Annotated in this window: 14 protein-coding genes; 8 read left to right on the plus strand and 6 right to left on the minus strand. The window is 41.5% G+C overall.

Features of this window, described 5'->3' with window-relative positions:
- Positions 1 to 2 precede the first annotated feature (2 nt).
- Together C1721_RS09515 and C1721_RS09520 are read right to left on the minus strand one after the other, a co-directional pair.
- Positions 3 to 1,058, minus strand: a complete 1,056-nt coding sequence (locus tag C1721_RS09515) for a LacI family DNA-binding transcriptional regulator (RefSeq protein ID WP_102408122.1) — start codon at positions 1,056 to 1,058, stop codon at positions 3 to 5.
- A 58-nt stretch (positions 1,059 to 1,116) separates the two neighbouring features.
- Complete coding sequence (locus tag C1721_RS09520; RefSeq protein WP_102408123.1) at positions 1,117 to 1,755, minus strand: DUF7847 domain-containing protein; 639 nt, start codon at positions 1,753 to 1,755, stop codon at positions 1,117 to 1,119.
- Between the two features lie 301 nt (positions 1,756 to 2,056).
- Between C1721_RS09520 and C1721_RS09525 the strand changes: the two genes are divergently transcribed.
- From C1721_RS09525 to C1721_RS09545, 5 genes are all read left to right on the plus strand, one after another.
- Positions 2,057 to 3,262: an efflux RND transporter periplasmic adaptor subunit gene (locus C1721_RS09525; RefSeq protein ID WP_102408124.1), complete on the plus strand. Its 1,206-nt coding sequence runs from the start codon at positions 2,057 to 2,059 to the stop codon at positions 3,260 to 3,262.
- A gap of 32 nt (positions 3,263 to 3,294) precedes the next feature.
- Positions 3,295 to 6,516, plus strand: a complete 3,222-nt coding sequence (locus tag C1721_RS09530; RefSeq protein WP_102408125.1) for an efflux RND transporter permease subunit — start codon at positions 3,295 to 3,297, stop codon at positions 6,514 to 6,516.
- 3 nt (positions 6,517 to 6,519) lie between these two features.
- On the plus strand, positions 6,520 to 7,908 hold the full coding sequence (locus tag C1721_RS09535; protein ID WP_102408126.1) for an efflux transporter outer membrane subunit: 1,389 nt from the start codon (positions 6,520 to 6,522) through the stop codon (positions 7,906 to 7,908).
- A gap of 22 nt (positions 7,909 to 7,930) precedes the next feature.
- Positions 7,931 to 8,698 (plus strand): acyl-ACP--UDP-N-acetylglucosamine O-acyltransferase, encoded by a 768-nt coding sequence (gene lpxA / locus C1721_RS09540; protein ID WP_102408127.1) that lies wholly within the window; start codon positions 7,931 to 7,933, stop codon positions 8,696 to 8,698.
- Between the two features lie 93 nt (positions 8,699 to 8,791).
- Positions 8,792 to 9,196, plus strand: coding sequence for an HsmA family protein (locus C1721_RS09545; RefSeq protein WP_102408128.1), 405 nt, complete (start codon positions 8,792 to 8,794; stop codon positions 9,194 to 9,196).
- A 64-nt stretch (positions 9,197 to 9,260) separates the two neighbouring features.
- On the opposite strand, the gene mdh is transcribed toward C1721_RS09545, so the two are convergent.
- From mdh to C1721_RS09565, 4 genes are all read right to left on the minus strand, one after another.
- Complete coding sequence (mdh, locus tag C1721_RS09550) at positions 9,261 to 10,202, minus strand: malate dehydrogenase (RefSeq protein ID WP_102408129.1); 942 nt, start codon at positions 10,200 to 10,202, stop codon at positions 9,261 to 9,263.
- Between the two features lie 146 nt (positions 10,203 to 10,348).
- Positions 10,349 to 11,533: a class I SAM-dependent rRNA methyltransferase gene (locus C1721_RS09555; protein WP_102408130.1), complete on the minus strand. Its 1,185-nt coding sequence runs from the start codon at positions 11,531 to 11,533 to the stop codon at positions 10,349 to 10,351.
- Positions 11,534 to 12,115 (minus strand): 3'-5' exonuclease, encoded by a 582-nt coding sequence (locus tag C1721_RS09560; protein WP_102408131.1) that lies wholly within the window; start codon positions 12,113 to 12,115, stop codon positions 11,534 to 11,536.
- Entirely contained in the window at positions 12,112 to 12,660 is a 549-nt protein-coding gene (locus C1721_RS09565) for a DUF5063 domain-containing protein (protein ID WP_102408132.1), read from the minus strand. Before C1721_RS09565 ends, C1721_RS09560 begins: the two co-directional genes overlap by 4 nt.
- Positions 12,661 to 13,169: 509 nt before the next feature.
- Here C1721_RS09565 and C1721_RS09570 point away from each other — a divergent pair.
- The 3 genes from C1721_RS09570 to trxB are packed head-to-tail and all read left to right on the plus strand — an operon-like array spanning position 13,170 to position 17,384.
- On the plus strand, positions 13,170 to 15,680 hold the full coding sequence (locus C1721_RS09570) for an FtsK/SpoIIIE family DNA translocase (protein ID WP_102409385.1): 2,511 nt from the start codon (positions 13,170 to 13,172) through the stop codon (positions 15,678 to 15,680).
- Between the two features lie 4 nt (positions 15,681 to 15,684).
- Complete coding sequence (gene lolA1 / locus C1721_RS09575) at positions 15,685 to 16,383, plus strand: outer membrane lipoprotein periplasmic chaperone LolA1 (protein ID WP_102408133.1); 699 nt, start codon at positions 15,685 to 15,687, stop codon at positions 16,381 to 16,383.
- Between the two features lie 47 nt (positions 16,384 to 16,430).
- Positions 16,431 to 17,384 carry a thioredoxin-disulfide reductase gene (gene trxB / locus C1721_RS09580; RefSeq protein WP_102408134.1) on the plus strand — a complete coding sequence of 318 codons (954 nt, stop codon included), beginning with the start codon at positions 16,431 to 16,433 and terminating at the stop codon, positions 17,382 to 17,384.
- The last annotated feature ends 70 nt before the right edge of the window (positions 17,385 to 17,454 follow it).

Below are 17,454 nucleotides of genomic sequence, written 5' to 3' on the forward strand. Positions count from 1 at the left end.
CTTTAAATATAGTTATTATAGTATTTGATATTCTCTTTTATTAATATATCAATTGGCATGTAATTAATCCGGTTTACTTCTTCTTTTAATATTATATGACGGAATAAAGCACGTATACAGTTGAATCCTTGTACTTCGGGACGTTGAGCTATTAAATAAGAAATGTATCCGTTTTCTAGATAAATTGTGTTAGATTTAATTACGTCATAACCAATTAAAAAGAATTGTTTGAGCTTTTGTTTGAAATGTTGCGCGACTAAATGCGCTTTTGAATTAAAGATGATTCCTGCGTTGATGTCTTTATGTTTATCAAAAAAATTATCTAATATAGCTGTATTCTTGTTTGGATCATTTGCTTCTAGTAGCAGAGTATAAATATTCCCACCAAAGTCTTTTTCTAATAGATAATTGCGGAAACCTTCTTCGCGTTTTATTTCTTGCGTTACTTGTACATCTCCTTTATGTGTAAATCTGAAAATAACTATATTATCAGTTTTGTTGATTTGATCATATAATAACCGTCCGGCTATATATCCGGAATCAAATGAATTTATGCCATAGTAAGCAATACAATTCGTTTTATCAATGAAAGCGTCAATTAAAACATAAGGTGTTTTTTTTTGATCCAGCAGCTGAGTTAATCTCATAACACTACTATAAAAAGATGTTGCAATGACAACTCCTTGATAATCTGTCTGTTCAAGAATTGGTATTAGTTCATCAAAGCTCTGTTGGTTATATTGATCGAAATATAAGCGTTCTACTTCTACATTATAACTAAAAAGCTCTTGTCTGGCTTTATCAATGCCATTACATAATTCCGCCCAATATTCACCCTCCGCGAATAGAGGAATAAGAGCTATAAAGCGATAGCTCTTTTTTAGGGCAAGTGATCTTGCTATTAAATTAGGTTGATAGTCTATTTCTTTTAATACTTTGTTAACTTTCTTATAAGCCTCTTCCGATACTTTTCCTCGATTGTGTAATATACGGTCAACGGTTCCTGCGGAAACCCCAGACATTTTTGCAATATCTTTAATTCTATATGTATTACCCATGGTGAAAAATGTTATGCAACCCAATAATTATTATGAATTGCATATATTCTAGTTGTATTTAAACGTTCTCTGGGTTTTCTGCTATCACTATTGCATTAAGTTTACGAAAAGTGTAACAATACATCATGTAGATTAAAGGTGTGGCAAATAAAATACCGATACCAAATAATAATAGACCAATAATTGCAATACCAATCATTGTTAACATTAATATAAACAGTTGTCCTACTTGTCCTTCTGTTATTTTCCAGCTAAGTTTTATAGAGTCAATGATTCCGGCATCTTCCTCAACGATTAAAGCCTGAAAGAATTGTAGGCGTAGTGCTAAGTATATTCCTGGAATAATAAAAATGATACAACCTATTAATACTGTAATGCCTACGATAATACTTGCAATGAAATAAGTAAATAATTTACGAGCTTGCTGTCCGTATGCGGAAAATTGAGGTTCAATACCGTCTAATGTTTGGAATAAATTTTTAATATATCCTAATGAAAAAATCATCGAGATAATCATGCTGATGAGATTAACAACTATTTGTCCGGTTATAGATCCGCTTGCCGGTAATGCAAATATAGATAATGTAAATGAAATGATGAACATGCCGATCATCAATCCAACTAATACCCAAATCTGGGATTTGGTATATTTCCAAGAAGTATTGAATACTTCAGAAATTAAGAATTTAGCTTCCATGAGATATGATATTTATCTGTTTAAATGCAAATTTAAAATATTTTATTGAATAAACCAATTTTATCTTTTTGTATAGTGATTTAGACGAATATATTTTCGTTTAATCAAAATAGAATTTGTTTTGTCATCAAATATGAAATAAAATAGTTTTTTAGTATATAAAAGAATGTATAAACAAAGAAAGTACGATAAAAAGATTCTACATTTGTACGTTTTTTATAAAAAATAGTGTGAATGGAGTTACCAAGACCAAAAATGAACGCTTTTAGGGTGAATTGATTGTATATATTAAAATACGAATATGAATAAACGAATGCTGAAAATTACATTATTAGGGCAAATATCTTTATTTGCAGTAGGAATGTCTTTGTTTACTGCCTGTGGTAATAGTCAGGGTGGTATGAAATTAGGGGATAATGAATTTGCTGTTCTTTCAGTCAGTTCAACAACCAGTGACCAGTCAACGTCCTATCCTGCAACAATCAGAGGTACGCAGGATATTGAGGTTCGTCCCCAGGTTTCAGGTTTTATTGTGAAGTTATGTGTGGATGAAGGTGCAACAGTCCGTAAGGGGCAGGCTTTATTCCAGATCGATCCGACTCAGTATGCTGCTGCAGTAGGACAGGCAAAAGCCGCTGTTGAAATGGCAAAAGCAAATGTCAGTACTTTGACTTTGACCGAAAAGAACAAAAAGGCATTATTCGATCAAAAGATTATCAGTGATTTTGAATATCAGACAGCTGTCAACCAGCTTATGTCTGCCAAGGCGAGTTTAGCTCAGGCGGAAGCTTCATTGGTCAGTGCGAGCCAGAACCTGTCTTTCTGTACAGTGACAAGTCCGTCGAACGGAGTTGTCGGTACTTTCCCGTACCGTATCGGAAGTTTGGTGAGCCCTTCTGTAGCGCAGCCATTGACAACTGTGTCTGAAATTGGAGATGTTTATGTTTATTTCTCCATGACAGAAAAAGAATTGTTGCGCTTGACTAAAGCTGGAGGTACATTGAAAGAACAGCTGGAGAAGATGCCGGCTGTACAATTACAATTGTCCGACGGTTCATTATATCATACAGAAGGAAAGATCGATGCCGTAAGTGGTGTGATCGACCAGTCTACCGGTTCTGTCAGTATGCGTGCCATTTTCTCGAATGATAAAAATATTCTGAGAAGCGGTGGTACGGGTAATATCGTTTTCCCGTACACAATGGATAATATCATTATGATCCCTCAGTCTGCTACGGTAGAAATCCAGGACAAGAAGTTCGTTTTCGTCTTGCAGTCTGATAACACAGTGAAGAATACGGAAATCCGGGTTTCAAATCTGGATGATGGGAAAGATTATTTAGTTACGAATGGCTTGAAGTCCGGTGATAAGATCGTGATTGAAGGTGTACAAAAGCTGAAAGACGGTCAGGCAATCGAGCCGATTACTCCGGAACAGCAGAAAGCCAAGTACGATCAGGCTTTGAAAGACCAGCATGACGGTAATCTGAAGACCGCATTTAATTAATTACTCCCATTCGTTCGTTAAAAACAGAAAATATGAAATTAGATAGATTTATAAATCGCCCGGTGCTCTCTACGGTGATCTCCATCGTAATTGTAATCCTGGGTATCTTAGGCTTGTTGACCTTGCCTATTACCCAATATCCGGACATTGCACCTCCAACCGTGTCGGTGAGGGCCACTTATACGGGTGCCAATGCGCAGACCGTGTTGAATAGTGTGATCGCGCCTCTGGAGGACCAGATCAACGGTGTGGAGAATATGATGTATATGACTTCAAATGCATCAAACAACGGTTCTGCCGATATTTCCATTTACTTCAAACAGGGAACGAATCCGGATATGGCGGCTGTCAATGTCCAGAACCGTGTCTCTATGGCACAAGGTTTGCTGCCGGCCGAAGTAACCAAGATCGGTGTGACGACGCAGAAGCGCCAGAACTCCATGTTGATCGTATTTGCCGTGTATGATGCGGAAGACCGTTACGACCAGAAGTTCCTTGAAAACTACGCCAAGATCAACTTGATCCCGGAAGTGCAGCGTGTACCCGGTGTCGGTGATGCAAACGTGTTGGGTACCGACTATTCCATGCGTATCTGGTTGAAGCCGGATGTGATGGCCGAGTATCATTTGGTTCCGACGGATGTTTCGACTGTTTTGGCTGAACAGAACGTCGAGGCGGCTCCGGGATCTTTCGGTGAACAGGGAAACCAGACGTTCCAGTACACGATCCGTTACAAGGGACGTTTGCAGACAGCTGAAGAGTTTGAGAATATGGTGGTAAAAGCCCTTCCCGACGGCGAAGTGCTCCGCCTGAAAGATATCGCGGATATCGAGTTGGGACGTTTGACTTATAACTTCTCCAATAAAGTAAACGGTCATAATGCCGTAGCTTGTATCGTCTACCAGATGGCTGGTACGAATGCGACCGAGACTATCAATAATATCCAGGACCTGCTGGTGGAATCCGAGAAGACAATGCCGCCGGGAATGAAAGTCGAGGTGTCCATGAATGCCAACGACTTCTTGTACGCTTCTATCCATGAAGTAATCAAGACATTGCTGGAGGCCTTTATCCTGGTGTTTATCGTGGTGTATATTTTCTTGCAGGATTTACGCTCCACGTTGATTCCGGCTATTGCTATTCCGGTTGCCTTGATCGGTACATTCTTCTTGCTTTCAATGATCGGATTCAGTATCAACTTGCTGACCCTTTGTGCTATGGTGCTTGCCATTGCGATTGTGGTCGATGATGCGATTGTGGTCGTCGAGGGTGTCCATGCCAAACTGGACCAGGGATATAAGTCGGCTAAGCAAGCTTCTATCGACGCGATGAGCGAGTTGGGCGGTGCTATCGTTTCCATTACATTGGTCATGATGTCTGTGTTTATCCCCGTAAGTTTCATGGGCGGAACAGCCGGAACGTTCTATCGTCAGTTCGGTCTGACGATGGCGATCGCAATTGGTTTGTCAGCCTTGAACGCCTTGACTTTGAGTCCGGCGCTGTGTGCGATGTTCCTGAAGCCCCACGAAGAAGAGCATGAGAATAAGAAGACAACGTTTGTCACGCGTTTCCATAAATCGTTCAATGCGGCTTATGACTCGTTGCTGAAGGGATATAAGAAACGTGTCTTGTTCTTTATCCAGAAGAAATGGTTAGCGTTCGGGACGGTTATCGGTTCTATTGCCCTGTTGATCTTCTTCATGGAAGTTACGCCGACAGGTATGGTGCCGAATGAAGATACCGGTACGATCATGGGAGCTGTGACATTGCCGCCGGGAACATCAATGGAACGTACGCAGGAAATTATGCAGCGCGTCGATAGCCTGATCGCTTCTGATCCGGCTGTAAAATCACGTACTGCAATTACCGGTTTTAGTTTCATTGGCGGTCAAGGGCCTTCTTACGGTTCATTTATTATCAAGTTGAAAGACTGGGATGAACGTTCGATTATGCAAAGTTCGGATGTTGTTTACGGTAGTTTGTTCATGCGTGCCCAGAAGATTATAAAGGATGGTCAGGTGTTGTTCTTTACTCCGCCTATGATCCCGGGTTATTCAGCATCTAGTGATATCGAGTTGAACATGCAGGATAAGACAGGTGGTAGTTTGGAGAAATTCTTTGATGTGTCAAAAGATTATATGGCAGCATTGATCGCTCGTCCGGAGATTAAGTCTGCGCAGACGACTTTCAACCCCAACTTCCCGCAATACATGATCGATATCGATGCGGCAGCCTGTAAGAAGGTGGGTATCAGCCCGAGCGATATCCTGATGACGCTCCAAGGTTATTACGGAGGTTTGTATGCATCCAACTTTAACCGTTTTGGAAAGATGTACCGAGTAATGGTGCAGGCTGATCCTACTTTGAGAACGAATATGGAATCGTTGAAGAATATCAAAGTAAAAAATGGAGATAAGATGGCTCCGATTTCTCAGTTCATTACCATGACAAAGGTGTATGGTCCGGATATTATCAGCCGTTTTAATATGTATACTTCTCTGAAGGTGATGGTCGCTCCGGCCGACGGTTTTACCAGTGGCCAGGCGTTGAAAGCGATTGAAGAGGTGGCTGCAACTAACCTGCCTGCCGGTTTCGGTTACGAATTGGGAGGTATGGCGCGTGAAGAGGCTGAAACTAGCGGTAGCACGACAGGCTTGATCTTCCTGCTCTGTTTCGTATTCGTTTACTTGTTGTTGAGTGCCCAGTATGAAAGTTACATCCTGCCGTTGTCCGTATTGCTCTCCATTCCGTTCGGTTTAATGGGTAGCTTCCTGTTCGTGCAGGGATGGGCTGCTTTGGGTAATATTCCGGCTTTGAAGATGATTCTGGGTACGATGTCCAATAATATCTATATGCAGATTGCCTTGATCATGTTGGTGGGTCTGTTGGCGAAGAACGCGATCCTGATCGTAGAGTTCGCCCTCGAACGTCGCCGTATGGGTATGAGCATTACGTGGGCTGCCGTCTTGGGTGCCGCTGCCCGTTTGCGTCCTATCCTGATGACATCACTGGCTATGGTTGTCGGCTTGTTGCCTATGATGTTCGCATTCGGTGTTGGTGCTCATGGTAACCGTACGTTGGGTACTGCTGCTATCGGCGGTATGTTTATCGGTATGATTTGTCAGATATTCATTGTACCTACCCTATTCGTGGTATTCCAGTACTTGCAAGAGAAATTCAAACCGATTGAATGGGAGGACTTGGATAACAGCGACCTGAATACGGAAATAGAACAGTACGCAAAAACAAAATAAGAAATGACAATGAAGAATCAGATTATATATATGGTGTGTGCAACCGCTCTTTTGAGCAGTTGCCACATCTATAAAGCATACGACCGTCCGGATACGATTGAAACTTCCGGCATTTACCGTGATCCGGTGTCAGCTGTAGATACGTTGGTGACGGATACGGTTAATATGGGAAACCTGCCATGGCAGGATATTTTCCGTGATCCGAAATTGCAGGCATTAATTGAAGAAGGACTGGCAAACAATGTCGATATGCAAGCTGCCGTTCTCCGTGTGGAAGAAGCGAAGGCATTGTTGACTTCGGCCCGCTTATCATTCCTTCCTTCGCTTAATTTAGCTCCGCAGGGAAGTATCACGAAGATGGAAAATACCGGTTATAAACAGGCCTATACGTTGCCTGCTGCTGCAAGTTGGGAAGTCGATTTGTTCGGAAAGCTCTTGAACGCAAGTCGTGATCAGAAAGCTACTTATTTGCAGAGCCAATATGCACAGCAGGCCGTGCGTTCACAACTTATCGGAGGTATTGCTAATGCTTACTTTACCTTGTTGATGCTTGATCGTCAAGTGGAGATCACAACCGAGACTGTCGGTATCTATAAGGAAAATGTCCGCGTTATGGAAGCCATGAAGACGGCCGGTATGACGACGGAAGCTGCCGTTGTCCAGATGCGTGCTGTGTATCATCAGGTATCCGGTTCGTTGATCGAATTGCAGCGTCAGGTGCGTGAAGTAGAGAACTCCTTGTCCGTATTACTGGCAAAAGCCCCTCAGCGAATTGATCGCGGTACACTGGATGAACAGCAGATACCGGAAGAACTGATGGCCGGCGTTCCTTTGCAATTGCTGGAAAACCGTCCGGATGTGAAGATTGCAGAGATGGCGTTAGCCAGTGCTTATTATACGACTAACCGGGCTCGTGCCGCTTTTTATCCCGGATTGAATATTACGGCTACTGCCGGTTGGACGAATGGTTCCGGCGTATCGGTGGCTAATCCGGGGCAGTTCATGTTCCAGGCATTGGCTTCCCTTGCACAGCCTATCTTTAACAACGGTAAGCTGATTGCCAACTTGAAAGTGTCGAAAGCGGAAGAGAAGATTGCCCAGATGAATTATCAACAGGCAATCCTCGAAGCCGGTAAGGAAGTAAGTGACGCTCTTCATCTTTATGATGCGACTAACAGAAAGCTGTTCCAGGATAAGTCTCAGATTGAACAACTGGAAAAGGCTGTTACCTACACAAATGCTTTGTTCCAGTCCGGACAGTCCACTTATCTGGAAATCCTGTCTGCTCAACAGAGCCTTTTGAGTGCACAATTGACAGAAGTTTCCGACAACGTCCAGCGTATGCAAGCTGTTATTAACTTGTATAGTGCTGTCGGTGGTGGAAGAGAGTAATAACTTTTAAATTTGAATTATTATGATTAGTCCGCTAGCGTATGTAGATTCAAGTGCGAAATTAGGAGCGAACGTAACGGTTCATCCTTTTGCATACATCGATAAGAATGTTGAAATAGGTGATGATTGTGAGATCATGCCTTACGCCAGTATCATGAGCGGTACGCGCATAGGAAAACGGAATCGCATCTTTAATGGTGCCGTGATTGCTGCCGAACCACAGGATTTCAAGTATAAAGGAGACGATACGATTGTTGAAATAGGAGATGATAATGTGATCCGCGAGAATGTGGTGATCAACCGCGCAACGACTTCCGAGGGCAAAACGGTTATCGGTAACGGTAATTTCCTGCATGAAGGGGTTCATGTTTCCCACGATACACATGTTGGAAACTATAGCGTATTTGGCTATGGAAGTAAAATTTCCGGTAATTGCATGATTGAAGATTATGTTATTTTCGGTGGAAATGTGCTGGTTAGCCAAGGATGTCGCGTAGGAAAATGGTCAATGACACAAACCGGTTGTCGCTTCCGTAAAGATGTACCTCCTTATATTGTTGCCGCTCAGGAACCTACAGTCTATTACGGAGTTAATTCCGTAATCCTGTTACATGAAGGTATGAGTGATAAAGTGATCAAACATATTGGTCATGCTTACCGTATCATTTATCAAGGTAATACAAGTATTTTCGATGCTTTGCTGATGATCAAGGATCAGGTGCCAATGAGCGAAGAGATTCAACATATCATTGATTTTGTTAATGATTCGAAGCTCGGCATCATAAAATAATTTAGTTCTCGGATTGATTGTGAAAGGAGAGGAAAAAGTTATCAACTTTTTTCCCTCCTTTTCTGTTTGTTTAAAGCGGAAAATAAAATAGATATGGTATTCAATCAAGTAGATATTCATTATTTAATAGCTGCTATAACTGTTATAACTTCAGCTTTGATTTTTTATACAATTGGTGTATGGGGAGAAAGAATTCAGAAGAAGTTGAGGGCCTGGCATGTTATTTTCTTTATTGCCGGACTTTTTGCCGATACAATCGGAACCAGTTTTATGGAGCATATAGCAAATCTTACCCATTTACACGATAATATTCATACAATAACGGGTTTGATTGCTATTTTCTTAATGTTTATTCATGTTATATGGGCAATCTGGACCTATTTTAAAGGTTCAAAGAGAGCTAGAGCTCATTTTAATCGATTTAGTATTATTGTATGGTGTATTTGGCTGATACCTTATTTTATAGGTGTTTATTTAGGAATATCCTTACACAAATAAAAAAGAGGATAATTCTACCGGATTATCCTCTTTTAAAATATAATTAATGAGTTTGTTTGACTGATTATAATGCGCCAACCTCTTTTAAAGCGGCATTTGTTTTGTGAACAGCATCTGCACTTTTAGCAAACAGTTCTTTTTCTTCCGCTGTCAATTCCAGTTCAACGATTTTTTCGATACCGTTCTTACCAAGGATAACAGGAACACCGATACAAAGATCAGATTGTCCGTATTCTCCTTCCAAATATACAGAACAAGGAACCATCTTCTTTTGGTTATGGATGATAGATTCAACTACAAATGCTCCGGCTGCTCCCGGTGCATACCATGCGGAAGTACCTAACAACTTAGTTAATGTTGCGCCACCCACCATAGTAGAAGAGACAACTTCTTGAAGCTTTTCAGCACTCAGCAATTTGCTTACAGGTACACCTTTGTAAGTAGCCAGGCGAGCCAACGGAATCATAGTTGTATCACCGTGACCACCTATTACCATACCTTCAACTTCGTTTGCATTGCAACCTAAAGCCTGAGACAGGAAATATTTGAAACGAGAGCTATCCAGCGCACCGCCCATACCGATGATGCGGTTTTTCGGCAGACCCAAAGATTTCAATGACAGGTAAGTCATTGTATCCATAGGATTAGAGATAACTACCAAGATTGCGTTCGGAGAATATTTCAGAATGTTCTGAGCTACGCTCTTAACGATGCCAGCGTTGACACCTATCAGCTCTTCGCGAGTCATACCCGGTTTACGAGGAATACCTGAAGTGATAACAACAACGTCAGAGTTAGCTGTTTTTTCGTAGTCGTTTGTGCAACCTGTAACTGTGGTATCGAAACCAAGCAGCTGAGCAGTCTGCATCATATCCATTGCTTTACCTTCGGAAACACCTTCCTTAACGTCAAGCATTACAACTTCGTCTGCCACTTCATTGAAGGCAAGAACATTTGCACAAGTAGCACCTACATTACCGGCGCCAACAACTGTTACTTTAGACATAATAATAAGTTTTATATGTTTTACTTATAATAATACTTTCATCTTTTTTAGCGTGAGCAAAGTTACAACGTATTACGAAATAAAGAAATATTTCCGTATATATTTTCCGCCCTCCTTTATTAAATATCGCTAAAGTTCTGCTGTCCTTACTCTACATACAATACCAAGCCTTTCAGATATTCGCCTTCCGGATGATAAATGTTTACCGGATGGTCGGCCGGCTGCGTAAGTTGATGCAGGATGCGTACACTGCGCCCTGATTGGGCGGCGGCACTGAATACGGCTAAACGGAAGTTCTCTTTACTAACTACCTGAGAACAGGAGAATGTAAATAAGATTCCACCCGGTTTAATCTTCTCGAATGCAATAGCATTCAGTTTCCGATAACCTTGCAAGGCATTACGCAATACGTTTTTATGTTTGGCAAATGCGGGAGGATCAAGGATAATGAGGTCATAATTGCTGCCCATCTTTTCCAGATATTTAAAAGCATCTTCCGCATATGCTTCATGGCGAGGATCGCCGGGGAAGTTCAGTTCCACATTCTTTTTTGTCAGCGAGATGGCTTTGGCGGAGCTATCTACCGAATGCACTGCTTTTGCACCTCCGCGCATGGCATAGAAAGAGAAACCGCCGGTATAGCAAAACATATTCAACACCGAACGGTCTTTAGCATAATGCTCCAGTAAAGAGCGGTTCTCACGCTGGTCTACGAAGAAACCTGTCTTTTGTCCTTTCTGCCAATCAACACAGAATTGCAATCCGTTTTCGAGAGCGATGTCTTCTACTTCACCTCCGTATAAATAGCCGTCTTCACTATTCAAATTGGCTTTGAACGGGAGAGTGGCCTCCGATTTGTAATATATATTATGCAATGAATCTCCTAATATAGCCTTTAAGGCTTCCGCTATTTGATGGCGGGCGTAGTGCATCCCTACAGAATGCGCCTGCATAACAGCCGTATGCGCATACATATCTATAACCAGTCCTGGCAAATTATCACCTTCTCCATGAATCAGGCGGTATGTATTGTTGTTGTCTACCTCAGCCAGTTTCAATGACTTGCGAATTGAATAAGCAACACGAATGCGTTCCGTCCAGAAATCATTATCAATAACCACAGGCTTGAATGATAGTACACGTACGGCTATACTTCCTATTTGGTAATGCCCAATGGCCAGGAAACGTTGGTTTGTTCCGTATACTTCTACCAGATCGCCTTCTTCCGGTTTACCTTCGATAGACTGAATAGCACCGGAAAATACCCACGGATGAAAACGTAATAACGATTCCTCTTTTTTCGGTTTAAGAAAAACTTTACAATAATTCATTTATGCTTCATTCAATAAGTTATATATTTGGAGACAGGCCCAAGCGTCCAACGCCGCGTATTTCTTCTGCGAATCGGTTAGAACATCGGCATCCCAGTTGGTAAGACGTTGCCCTTTCGATATTTTTTTACTGAACAGGATCGCATATATCTTTTGAAGGCTGGCATCTTCAATGCCGAACTTTCCTACGAACTTCTGTAAATCAAGAAAGTTTGTCGGTTCTACGCTGGTACGCTTTCTCATAGCTGCAAAGTCGTCACGTAATGACAAACCAATTTTCATCGTATCTTCAGTGCGTAGAAAATACTCCAAAGGCTCCGGTATATCAATGCGGTTTAACCGGAACAGGAAGCAAGTATCTTCTGTTGATATTTGCATCAACGATATTTTATAATGTTGCCCTTTCTTAAAGCTGGGACGTGTTTCCGTATCGAATCCTACTTTCGGATATTTTAGCAGATATTCCACCGCTTTATTGGCTTCGGCCGCTGTGTCTATCACGTATATCCGGCCTTTAAATTCTTCTATAGGAAGGGCTGCAATGTCTTCTTTCTTTATCGTATGTGTATATTGTTGTATCATTCGTTGTTCATTTCTAAGTTCTCTTCATCTTCGTATCGCACGGTGTGAAGAGCTTTCAAAGCGTTTAATAATTGTTGTCCCCAATATTCGCGGAAATTTGTACGGCACAGGGCGATAGCCTCGCGCATTACCTCTTCATTTTCTTGTTTGAATAAAGAAATAAAATTACCGGTATCTTGATATACGTCTGCCAGGTTTTCAGAGATAAACGCAGCAATAGGGGCATCGCTGTATTGCATATCCGGATGGAAAGTTTCCAGATATGAATCTTTTTCACCTAATAAACCGGCCATCTGGTTACGAACAGACTCGTACATATCTTCTGTAACGGAAAATTCGAGTTCTACATCTTCATTCTGTTCAACCTCAGGTAATAAGGTCGCTTTCAGATACAACAAGGGTAGTAATTTTACGGATTTATCTACAAATTCATAAAGTCCGAATCGCCTGGTTGTTTCAATGAAACTGCAATACTCTAATGCAACAGTAACAAATTCCAGCGTGTTTCGTTCATATATAGGATTATTCTCTTTTTCTTTTCCCATGCCTGTTCTAGTTTCCTGCAATAATAATGTGCAAAAGTAGCAAATATTGTGATACGAGCGGTATTCCTTTTGTGAAAACAGGTTACGTCCTATTAATTTATAGATGTATAGTCTTGTTTAAGGAGTTATATAAAGCTTCTTTTAAACATCGCACTTGTTAGCTGTTTTGTCCTGTATATTTAATAGGCCGACATAGGTCGGTCTATAGAACCACATATGTCGGCTTATAGGTTGACGACTGTCGGCTTATGGAATGATACAGGTCGGCCTATTAATTATTGCGATGTTTTTTCTTACAATGTATGATGTACGGTGCTAAAAAGAGCTGATAAATACGCTGAAAGAAGCTATGCTTTGTGCTTCTGCCGCTTAAACTGGCTGTTTTATTGTGCGAGTTTTTTTAGACGTGGTTTGTGAAAAGATACTCGATAATTCTGTTTATATTTGCAAATTGTTAAGATGGGAGAGGATAGCCACTCTTCTCCCGGATGTTAAATGAAAAGCAATATATGGCAAAGAAAACAACTACGACGAAGCAAAGCAATAACGGAGAAAGTAAGCTTGGAGAGGTGAAAGCGTTCTTCCGGAATGAACGTACCCGTTTTATCACAGGTTTGGTTATTTCTATCGTTACGATTTATATAGGGCTGGCCCTTATCTCTTTTTTCTTTACAGGTGGTGCGGATCAGAGCAAAATAGAAAATATACCTTTGTCTGATTTGGTAACGAACCGGGGCTCTGTAGAAAACTGGACAGGAGCAAGGGGGGCTTATCTCGCGGATTTGCTGATGAACCGCTGGTTTGGAATCTCTTCTTTTATGATACTGTTCTTTCTGGGCTCAATAGGGGCTAAGCTGATGAACCTGAACCGTGTTTCTCTATTAAAACGCTTTTTGTTTTGTTCTGCCTGGTTGCTTTGGGGCTCTCTCTTTTTTGCTTTTGTCTTTATAAAGGGATATGAAGATACCTTTATCTATCTGGGAGGGCAGCATGGCTACTATCTTTCGGAGATGATGATTAATAATATAGGTATTCCGGGAACAATATTGTTATTGACCGGAATCTTTCTTATCATAGCTATTTTTACCAGTAAACGGACGATTCCTCTTTTACAAAGTTTTCTGTCCTTTAATTGGTTGAAAAAGCGCCTGAAGAAAAATAATTCGGAAGAAGATTCCGACGAATATGAACAGGAGCAAGATATTGCTTCCGTTTCCGATCAACCGGATGCTATGCCTGAAATGGATGAAGAGCTGTTTGATACGGAGAAAGAATTGGCTGATGCCGAATCTGAATTGGATGAGCAGAATAAAGAGGTCTATACGTCAACGGAAGACGATAATACTTTTGAGGTGACTGTTCCCTGTGACGAAGAATATGAGATCCCTCAAAAACAGGAAGCGGAATCCGGCGATGCCGATAATAATACGGATGATGATGCCGATAATACGGCCTTTACCATAGAAGTGGCTGCCGGGGATGATGAGGTGTATGATGGTTCTGCGCTGGGCGAATATGATCCGAAATTAGATTTATCCCACTATCGTTATCCCACTATCGATTTGTTGAAAAAGTATGATTTAGGAGATCAGCAGGTCGATATGGAAGAACAAACGGCCAACCAGAAACGTATCAAGCAGACGCTGGAGAGTTTTGGTATCAGTATTGCTTCCATTAAGGCAACGGTAGGACCAACTATTACTTTATATGAAGTGATCCCGGATACGGGTGTGCGTATATCAAAGATACGTAACCTGGAGGATGATATCGCTTTAAGCCTTTCTGCTTTGGGTATTCGTATTATCGCCCCAATGCCGGGTAAGGGAACTATAGGTATTGAAGTTCCGAATAAAGACCCGCAGATTGTTTCTATGCAATCTATTATCGCGTCCCGCAAGTTTCAGGAAAGTAAATATGATTTACCGGTAGCATTGGGCAAGACTATTACCAATGAAATATTTATGTTCGATCTGTGCAAAATGCCCCACTTGCTGGTTGCCGGTGCTACGGGACAGGGTAAATCCGTTGGATTGAATGCCGTTATAACATCACTCTTATATAAGAAACACCCTTCTGAATTGAAGTTTGTGATGGTAGACCCTAAAATGGTTGAATTTAGCATATATTCGGAAATTGAGCGTCATTATCTGGCAAAGTTGCCGGATGCCGATAAAGCTATTATTACAGACTTTACCAAGGTAATCCAGACACTGAACTCACTTTGTAAGGAGATGGATGATCGTTATGATTTATTGATGAAGGCACATACCCGTAATATAAAAGAATATAATGCTAAATTTATCAGTCGTCGTTTGAACCCTGAAAAGGGACATAAATTTATGCCTTATATCGTTGTTATTATCGACGAGTTCGGCGATTTGATAATGACGGCAGGTAAAGAGATAGAGCTGCCCATTGCACGTATTGCCCAAAAAGCGCGTGCTGTAGGTATCCACATGATTATTGCAACGCAACGTCCGTCTACAAATATTATTACGGGAACGATTAAGGCGAATTTCCCTGCCCGTGTAGCATTCCGGGTTTCATCCATGATTGACTCCCGTACTATTCTGGATTCTCCCGGTGCGAATCAATTGATAGGGCGTGGAGATTTATTGTTCTCGCAAGGAAATGATATGACACGTGTACAGTGCGCTTTTGTAGATACACCGGAGGTGGAACAGATTGCTTCTTTTATTGGAGAGCAACCCGGCTATCCTACGGCGTTCCTGTTGCCTGAATATGTGGGAGAGAGCGATGGTGAAAAAGTTCCGGGAGCTGTAGACCTGTCAGACCGTGATCCGTTGTTTGATGAAGCAGCCCGTTTGATTGTTATTCAACAGCAAGGATCTACTTCGCTTATACAGCGTAAGTTTGCTATCGGTTATAATCGTGCCGGACGCTTGATGGACCAATTGGAAGCGGCGGGTATTGTAGGCCCGTTTGAGGGAAGTAAGGCGCGTCAAGTACTGATTCAGGATGAATATAATTTGGAGCAGTTGTTGAATTCGTTAAAATAAAAGGATGGAATCGGAAAAGAAACAGAATGTAGTTCGCTTCTGTGTACGTGCTTATCTTGTATTACAGTTGCTTGCACTATTGATAATCGTGTTGGCTGTATTGTTTGGCAGTAGCTGCTATGCCCAGAATGTAAATGATATTTTGGGAAAAGCAACGGTTGCTTACGATAAGTCGAATGGTATAGAAGCAACCTTTTCAATCCATACCCGTTCTACACAGCAGGGGGTATCGGAAAGCTTTGAAGGCGTTATTAATATGAAAGGAGATAAGTTTACTTTGGTTACCCCTGGTATGCGTACTTGGTTTGACGGTAAAACACAATGGTCGTATGTTGAACGTAACGATGAAGTGAATGTAACTGTTCCGACAGGAGAGGAATTGCAGATGACGAATCCTGTTTTGCTGTTAAAGTCATATAAAAAAGGCTTTAATCCGGTTTATAAAGGTGAGAGTACGGCTGCAAACGGGAAATCGGCTTATGACATTGAACTGACCCCGAAAAAGAAAGGGGATATCCAGAATATATCGTTGCAAATAGAGAAGAATACCTGTTTGCCTGTCGGTATCGTGATGGAAACAAAAGGAGGTGTTACTACTTCAATACGTATCAGTAAGTTAAAGACGGATGTAAACCAACCGGATTCCTTTTTTGTTTTTAAAGAAGCGGATTTTCCGGATGCGGAAGTTATTGATCTCCGCTGATGTGTTTTCTTAATATCGATTAATAAATTATCAATATAATAAAGACTATGGACAACTCAACAATCGAAAAGGTTCGATGCCTGATTATCGGTTCAGGTCCGGCAGGTTATACGGCTGCGATTTATGCTTCGCGTGCCAATCTGAATCCGGTTCTTTATGAAGGTATACAGCCCGGAGGGCAGTTAACTACAACAACGGAAGTAGAGAATTTTCCGGGTTACCCTAATGGTATAACAGGCCCGGAATTGATGGAAGATTTGAAGAAACAAGCCGTCCGTTTCGGTGCAGATATCCGTATGGGTATAGCAACCGCCGCAGATCTTTCTGCCGCTCCTTATAAAATTACTATTGATGCGGAGAAAGAAATAGAAACAGAGGTTTTGATTATAGCAACCGGAGCAACGGCTAAATATCTGGGATTGCCCGATGAACATAAGTATGCAGGTATGGGTGTGTCTGCTTGTGCTACATGTGATGGATTCTTCTATCGGAAGAAGATCGTCGCTGTTGTAGGAGGGGGCGACACGGCATGCGAGGAAGCTGTTTATCTCTCCGGTTTAGCTAAGCAGGTCTATCTGATTGTGCGTAAACCTTATTTGCGCGCTTCAAAGGTGATGCAGGAACGTGTTTTAAATACCCCTAATATTATTGTATTGTTTGAACATAATACAGTTGGACTATTTGGCGAAAGCGGGGTAGAGGGCGCTCATCTGGTGAAACGTATGGGGCAGCCGGATGAAGAAAAGGTGGATATTGCTATCGACGGCTTTTTCCTGGCTATAGGTCATAAACCTAATTCTGATATATTTAAACAATGGTTGGATACGGATGAAACAGGCTATATAAAGACGATAGAAGGAACACCTCGTACGAATGTTCCGGGTGTATTTGCTGCCGGAGACGTAGCAGACCCTCTTTATCGGCAGGCTATTACCGCGGCGGGAAGTGGCTGTAAGGCTGCTATTGAAGCTGAACGGTATTTGTCTGAAACCGGAAAATAAGTATTGGATGCTACCTCAAATGACTGTTTGTTTTTGAGGTAGTGCTTTTTTTGTTTAACTAATATTATTC

The organism is Parabacteroides bouchesdurhonensis (assembly GCF_900186615.1).
Lineage (GTDB): Bacteria > Bacteroidota > Bacteroidia > Bacteroidales > Tannerellaceae > Parabacteroides > Parabacteroides bouchesdurhonensis.

What these genes read in the sequence shown, in the direction of transcription:
- C1721_RS09515 (WP_102408122.1), bottom strand. Translation starts at nt 1,058, where the DNA reads ATGGGTAATACATATAGAATTAAAGATATTGCAAAAATGTCTGGGGTT.
- C1721_RS09520 (WP_102408123.1), bottom strand. Translation starts at nt 1,755, where the DNA reads ATGGAAGCTAAATTCTTAATTTCTGAAGTATTCAATACTTCTTGGAAA.
- C1721_RS09525 (WP_102408124.1), top strand. Translation starts at nt 2,057, where the DNA reads ATGAATAAACGAATGCTGAAAATTACATTATTAGGGCAAATATCTTTA.
- C1721_RS09530 (WP_102408125.1), top strand. Translation starts at nt 3,295, where the DNA reads ATGAAATTAGATAGATTTATAAATCGCCCGGTGCTCTCTACGGTGATC.
- C1721_RS09535 (WP_102408126.1), top strand. Translation starts at nt 6,520, where the DNA reads ATGACAATGAAGAATCAGATTATATATATGGTGTGTGCAACCGCTCTT.
- lpxA (WP_102408127.1), top strand. Translation starts at nt 7,931, where the DNA reads ATGATTAGTCCGCTAGCGTATGTAGATTCAAGTGCGAAATTAGGAGCG.
- C1721_RS09545 (WP_102408128.1), top strand. Translation starts at nt 8,792, where the DNA reads ATGGTATTCAATCAAGTAGATATTCATTATTTAATAGCTGCTATAACT.
- mdh (WP_102408129.1), bottom strand. Translation starts at nt 10,202, where the DNA reads ATGTCTAAAGTAACAGTTGTTGGCGCCGGTAATGTAGGTGCTACTTGT.
- C1721_RS09555 (WP_102408130.1), bottom strand. Translation starts at nt 11,533, where the DNA reads ATGAATTATTGTAAAGTTTTTCTTAAACCGAAAAAAGAGGAATCGTTA.
- C1721_RS09560 (WP_102408131.1), bottom strand. Translation starts at nt 12,115, where the DNA reads ATGATACAACAATATACACATACGATAAAGAAAGAAGACATTGCAGCC.
- C1721_RS09565 (WP_102408132.1), bottom strand. Translation starts at nt 12,660, where the DNA reads ATGGGAAAAGAAAAAGAGAATAATCCTATATATGAACGAAACACGCTG.
- C1721_RS09570 (WP_102409385.1), top strand. Translation starts at nt 13,170, where the DNA reads ATGGCAAAGAAAACAACTACGACGAAGCAAAGCAATAACGGAGAAAGT.
- lolA1 (WP_102408133.1), top strand. Translation starts at nt 15,685, where the DNA reads ATGGAATCGGAAAAGAAACAGAATGTAGTTCGCTTCTGTGTACGTGCT.
- trxB (WP_102408134.1), top strand. Translation starts at nt 16,431, where the DNA reads ATGGACAACTCAACAATCGAAAAGGTTCGATGCCTGATTATCGGTTCA.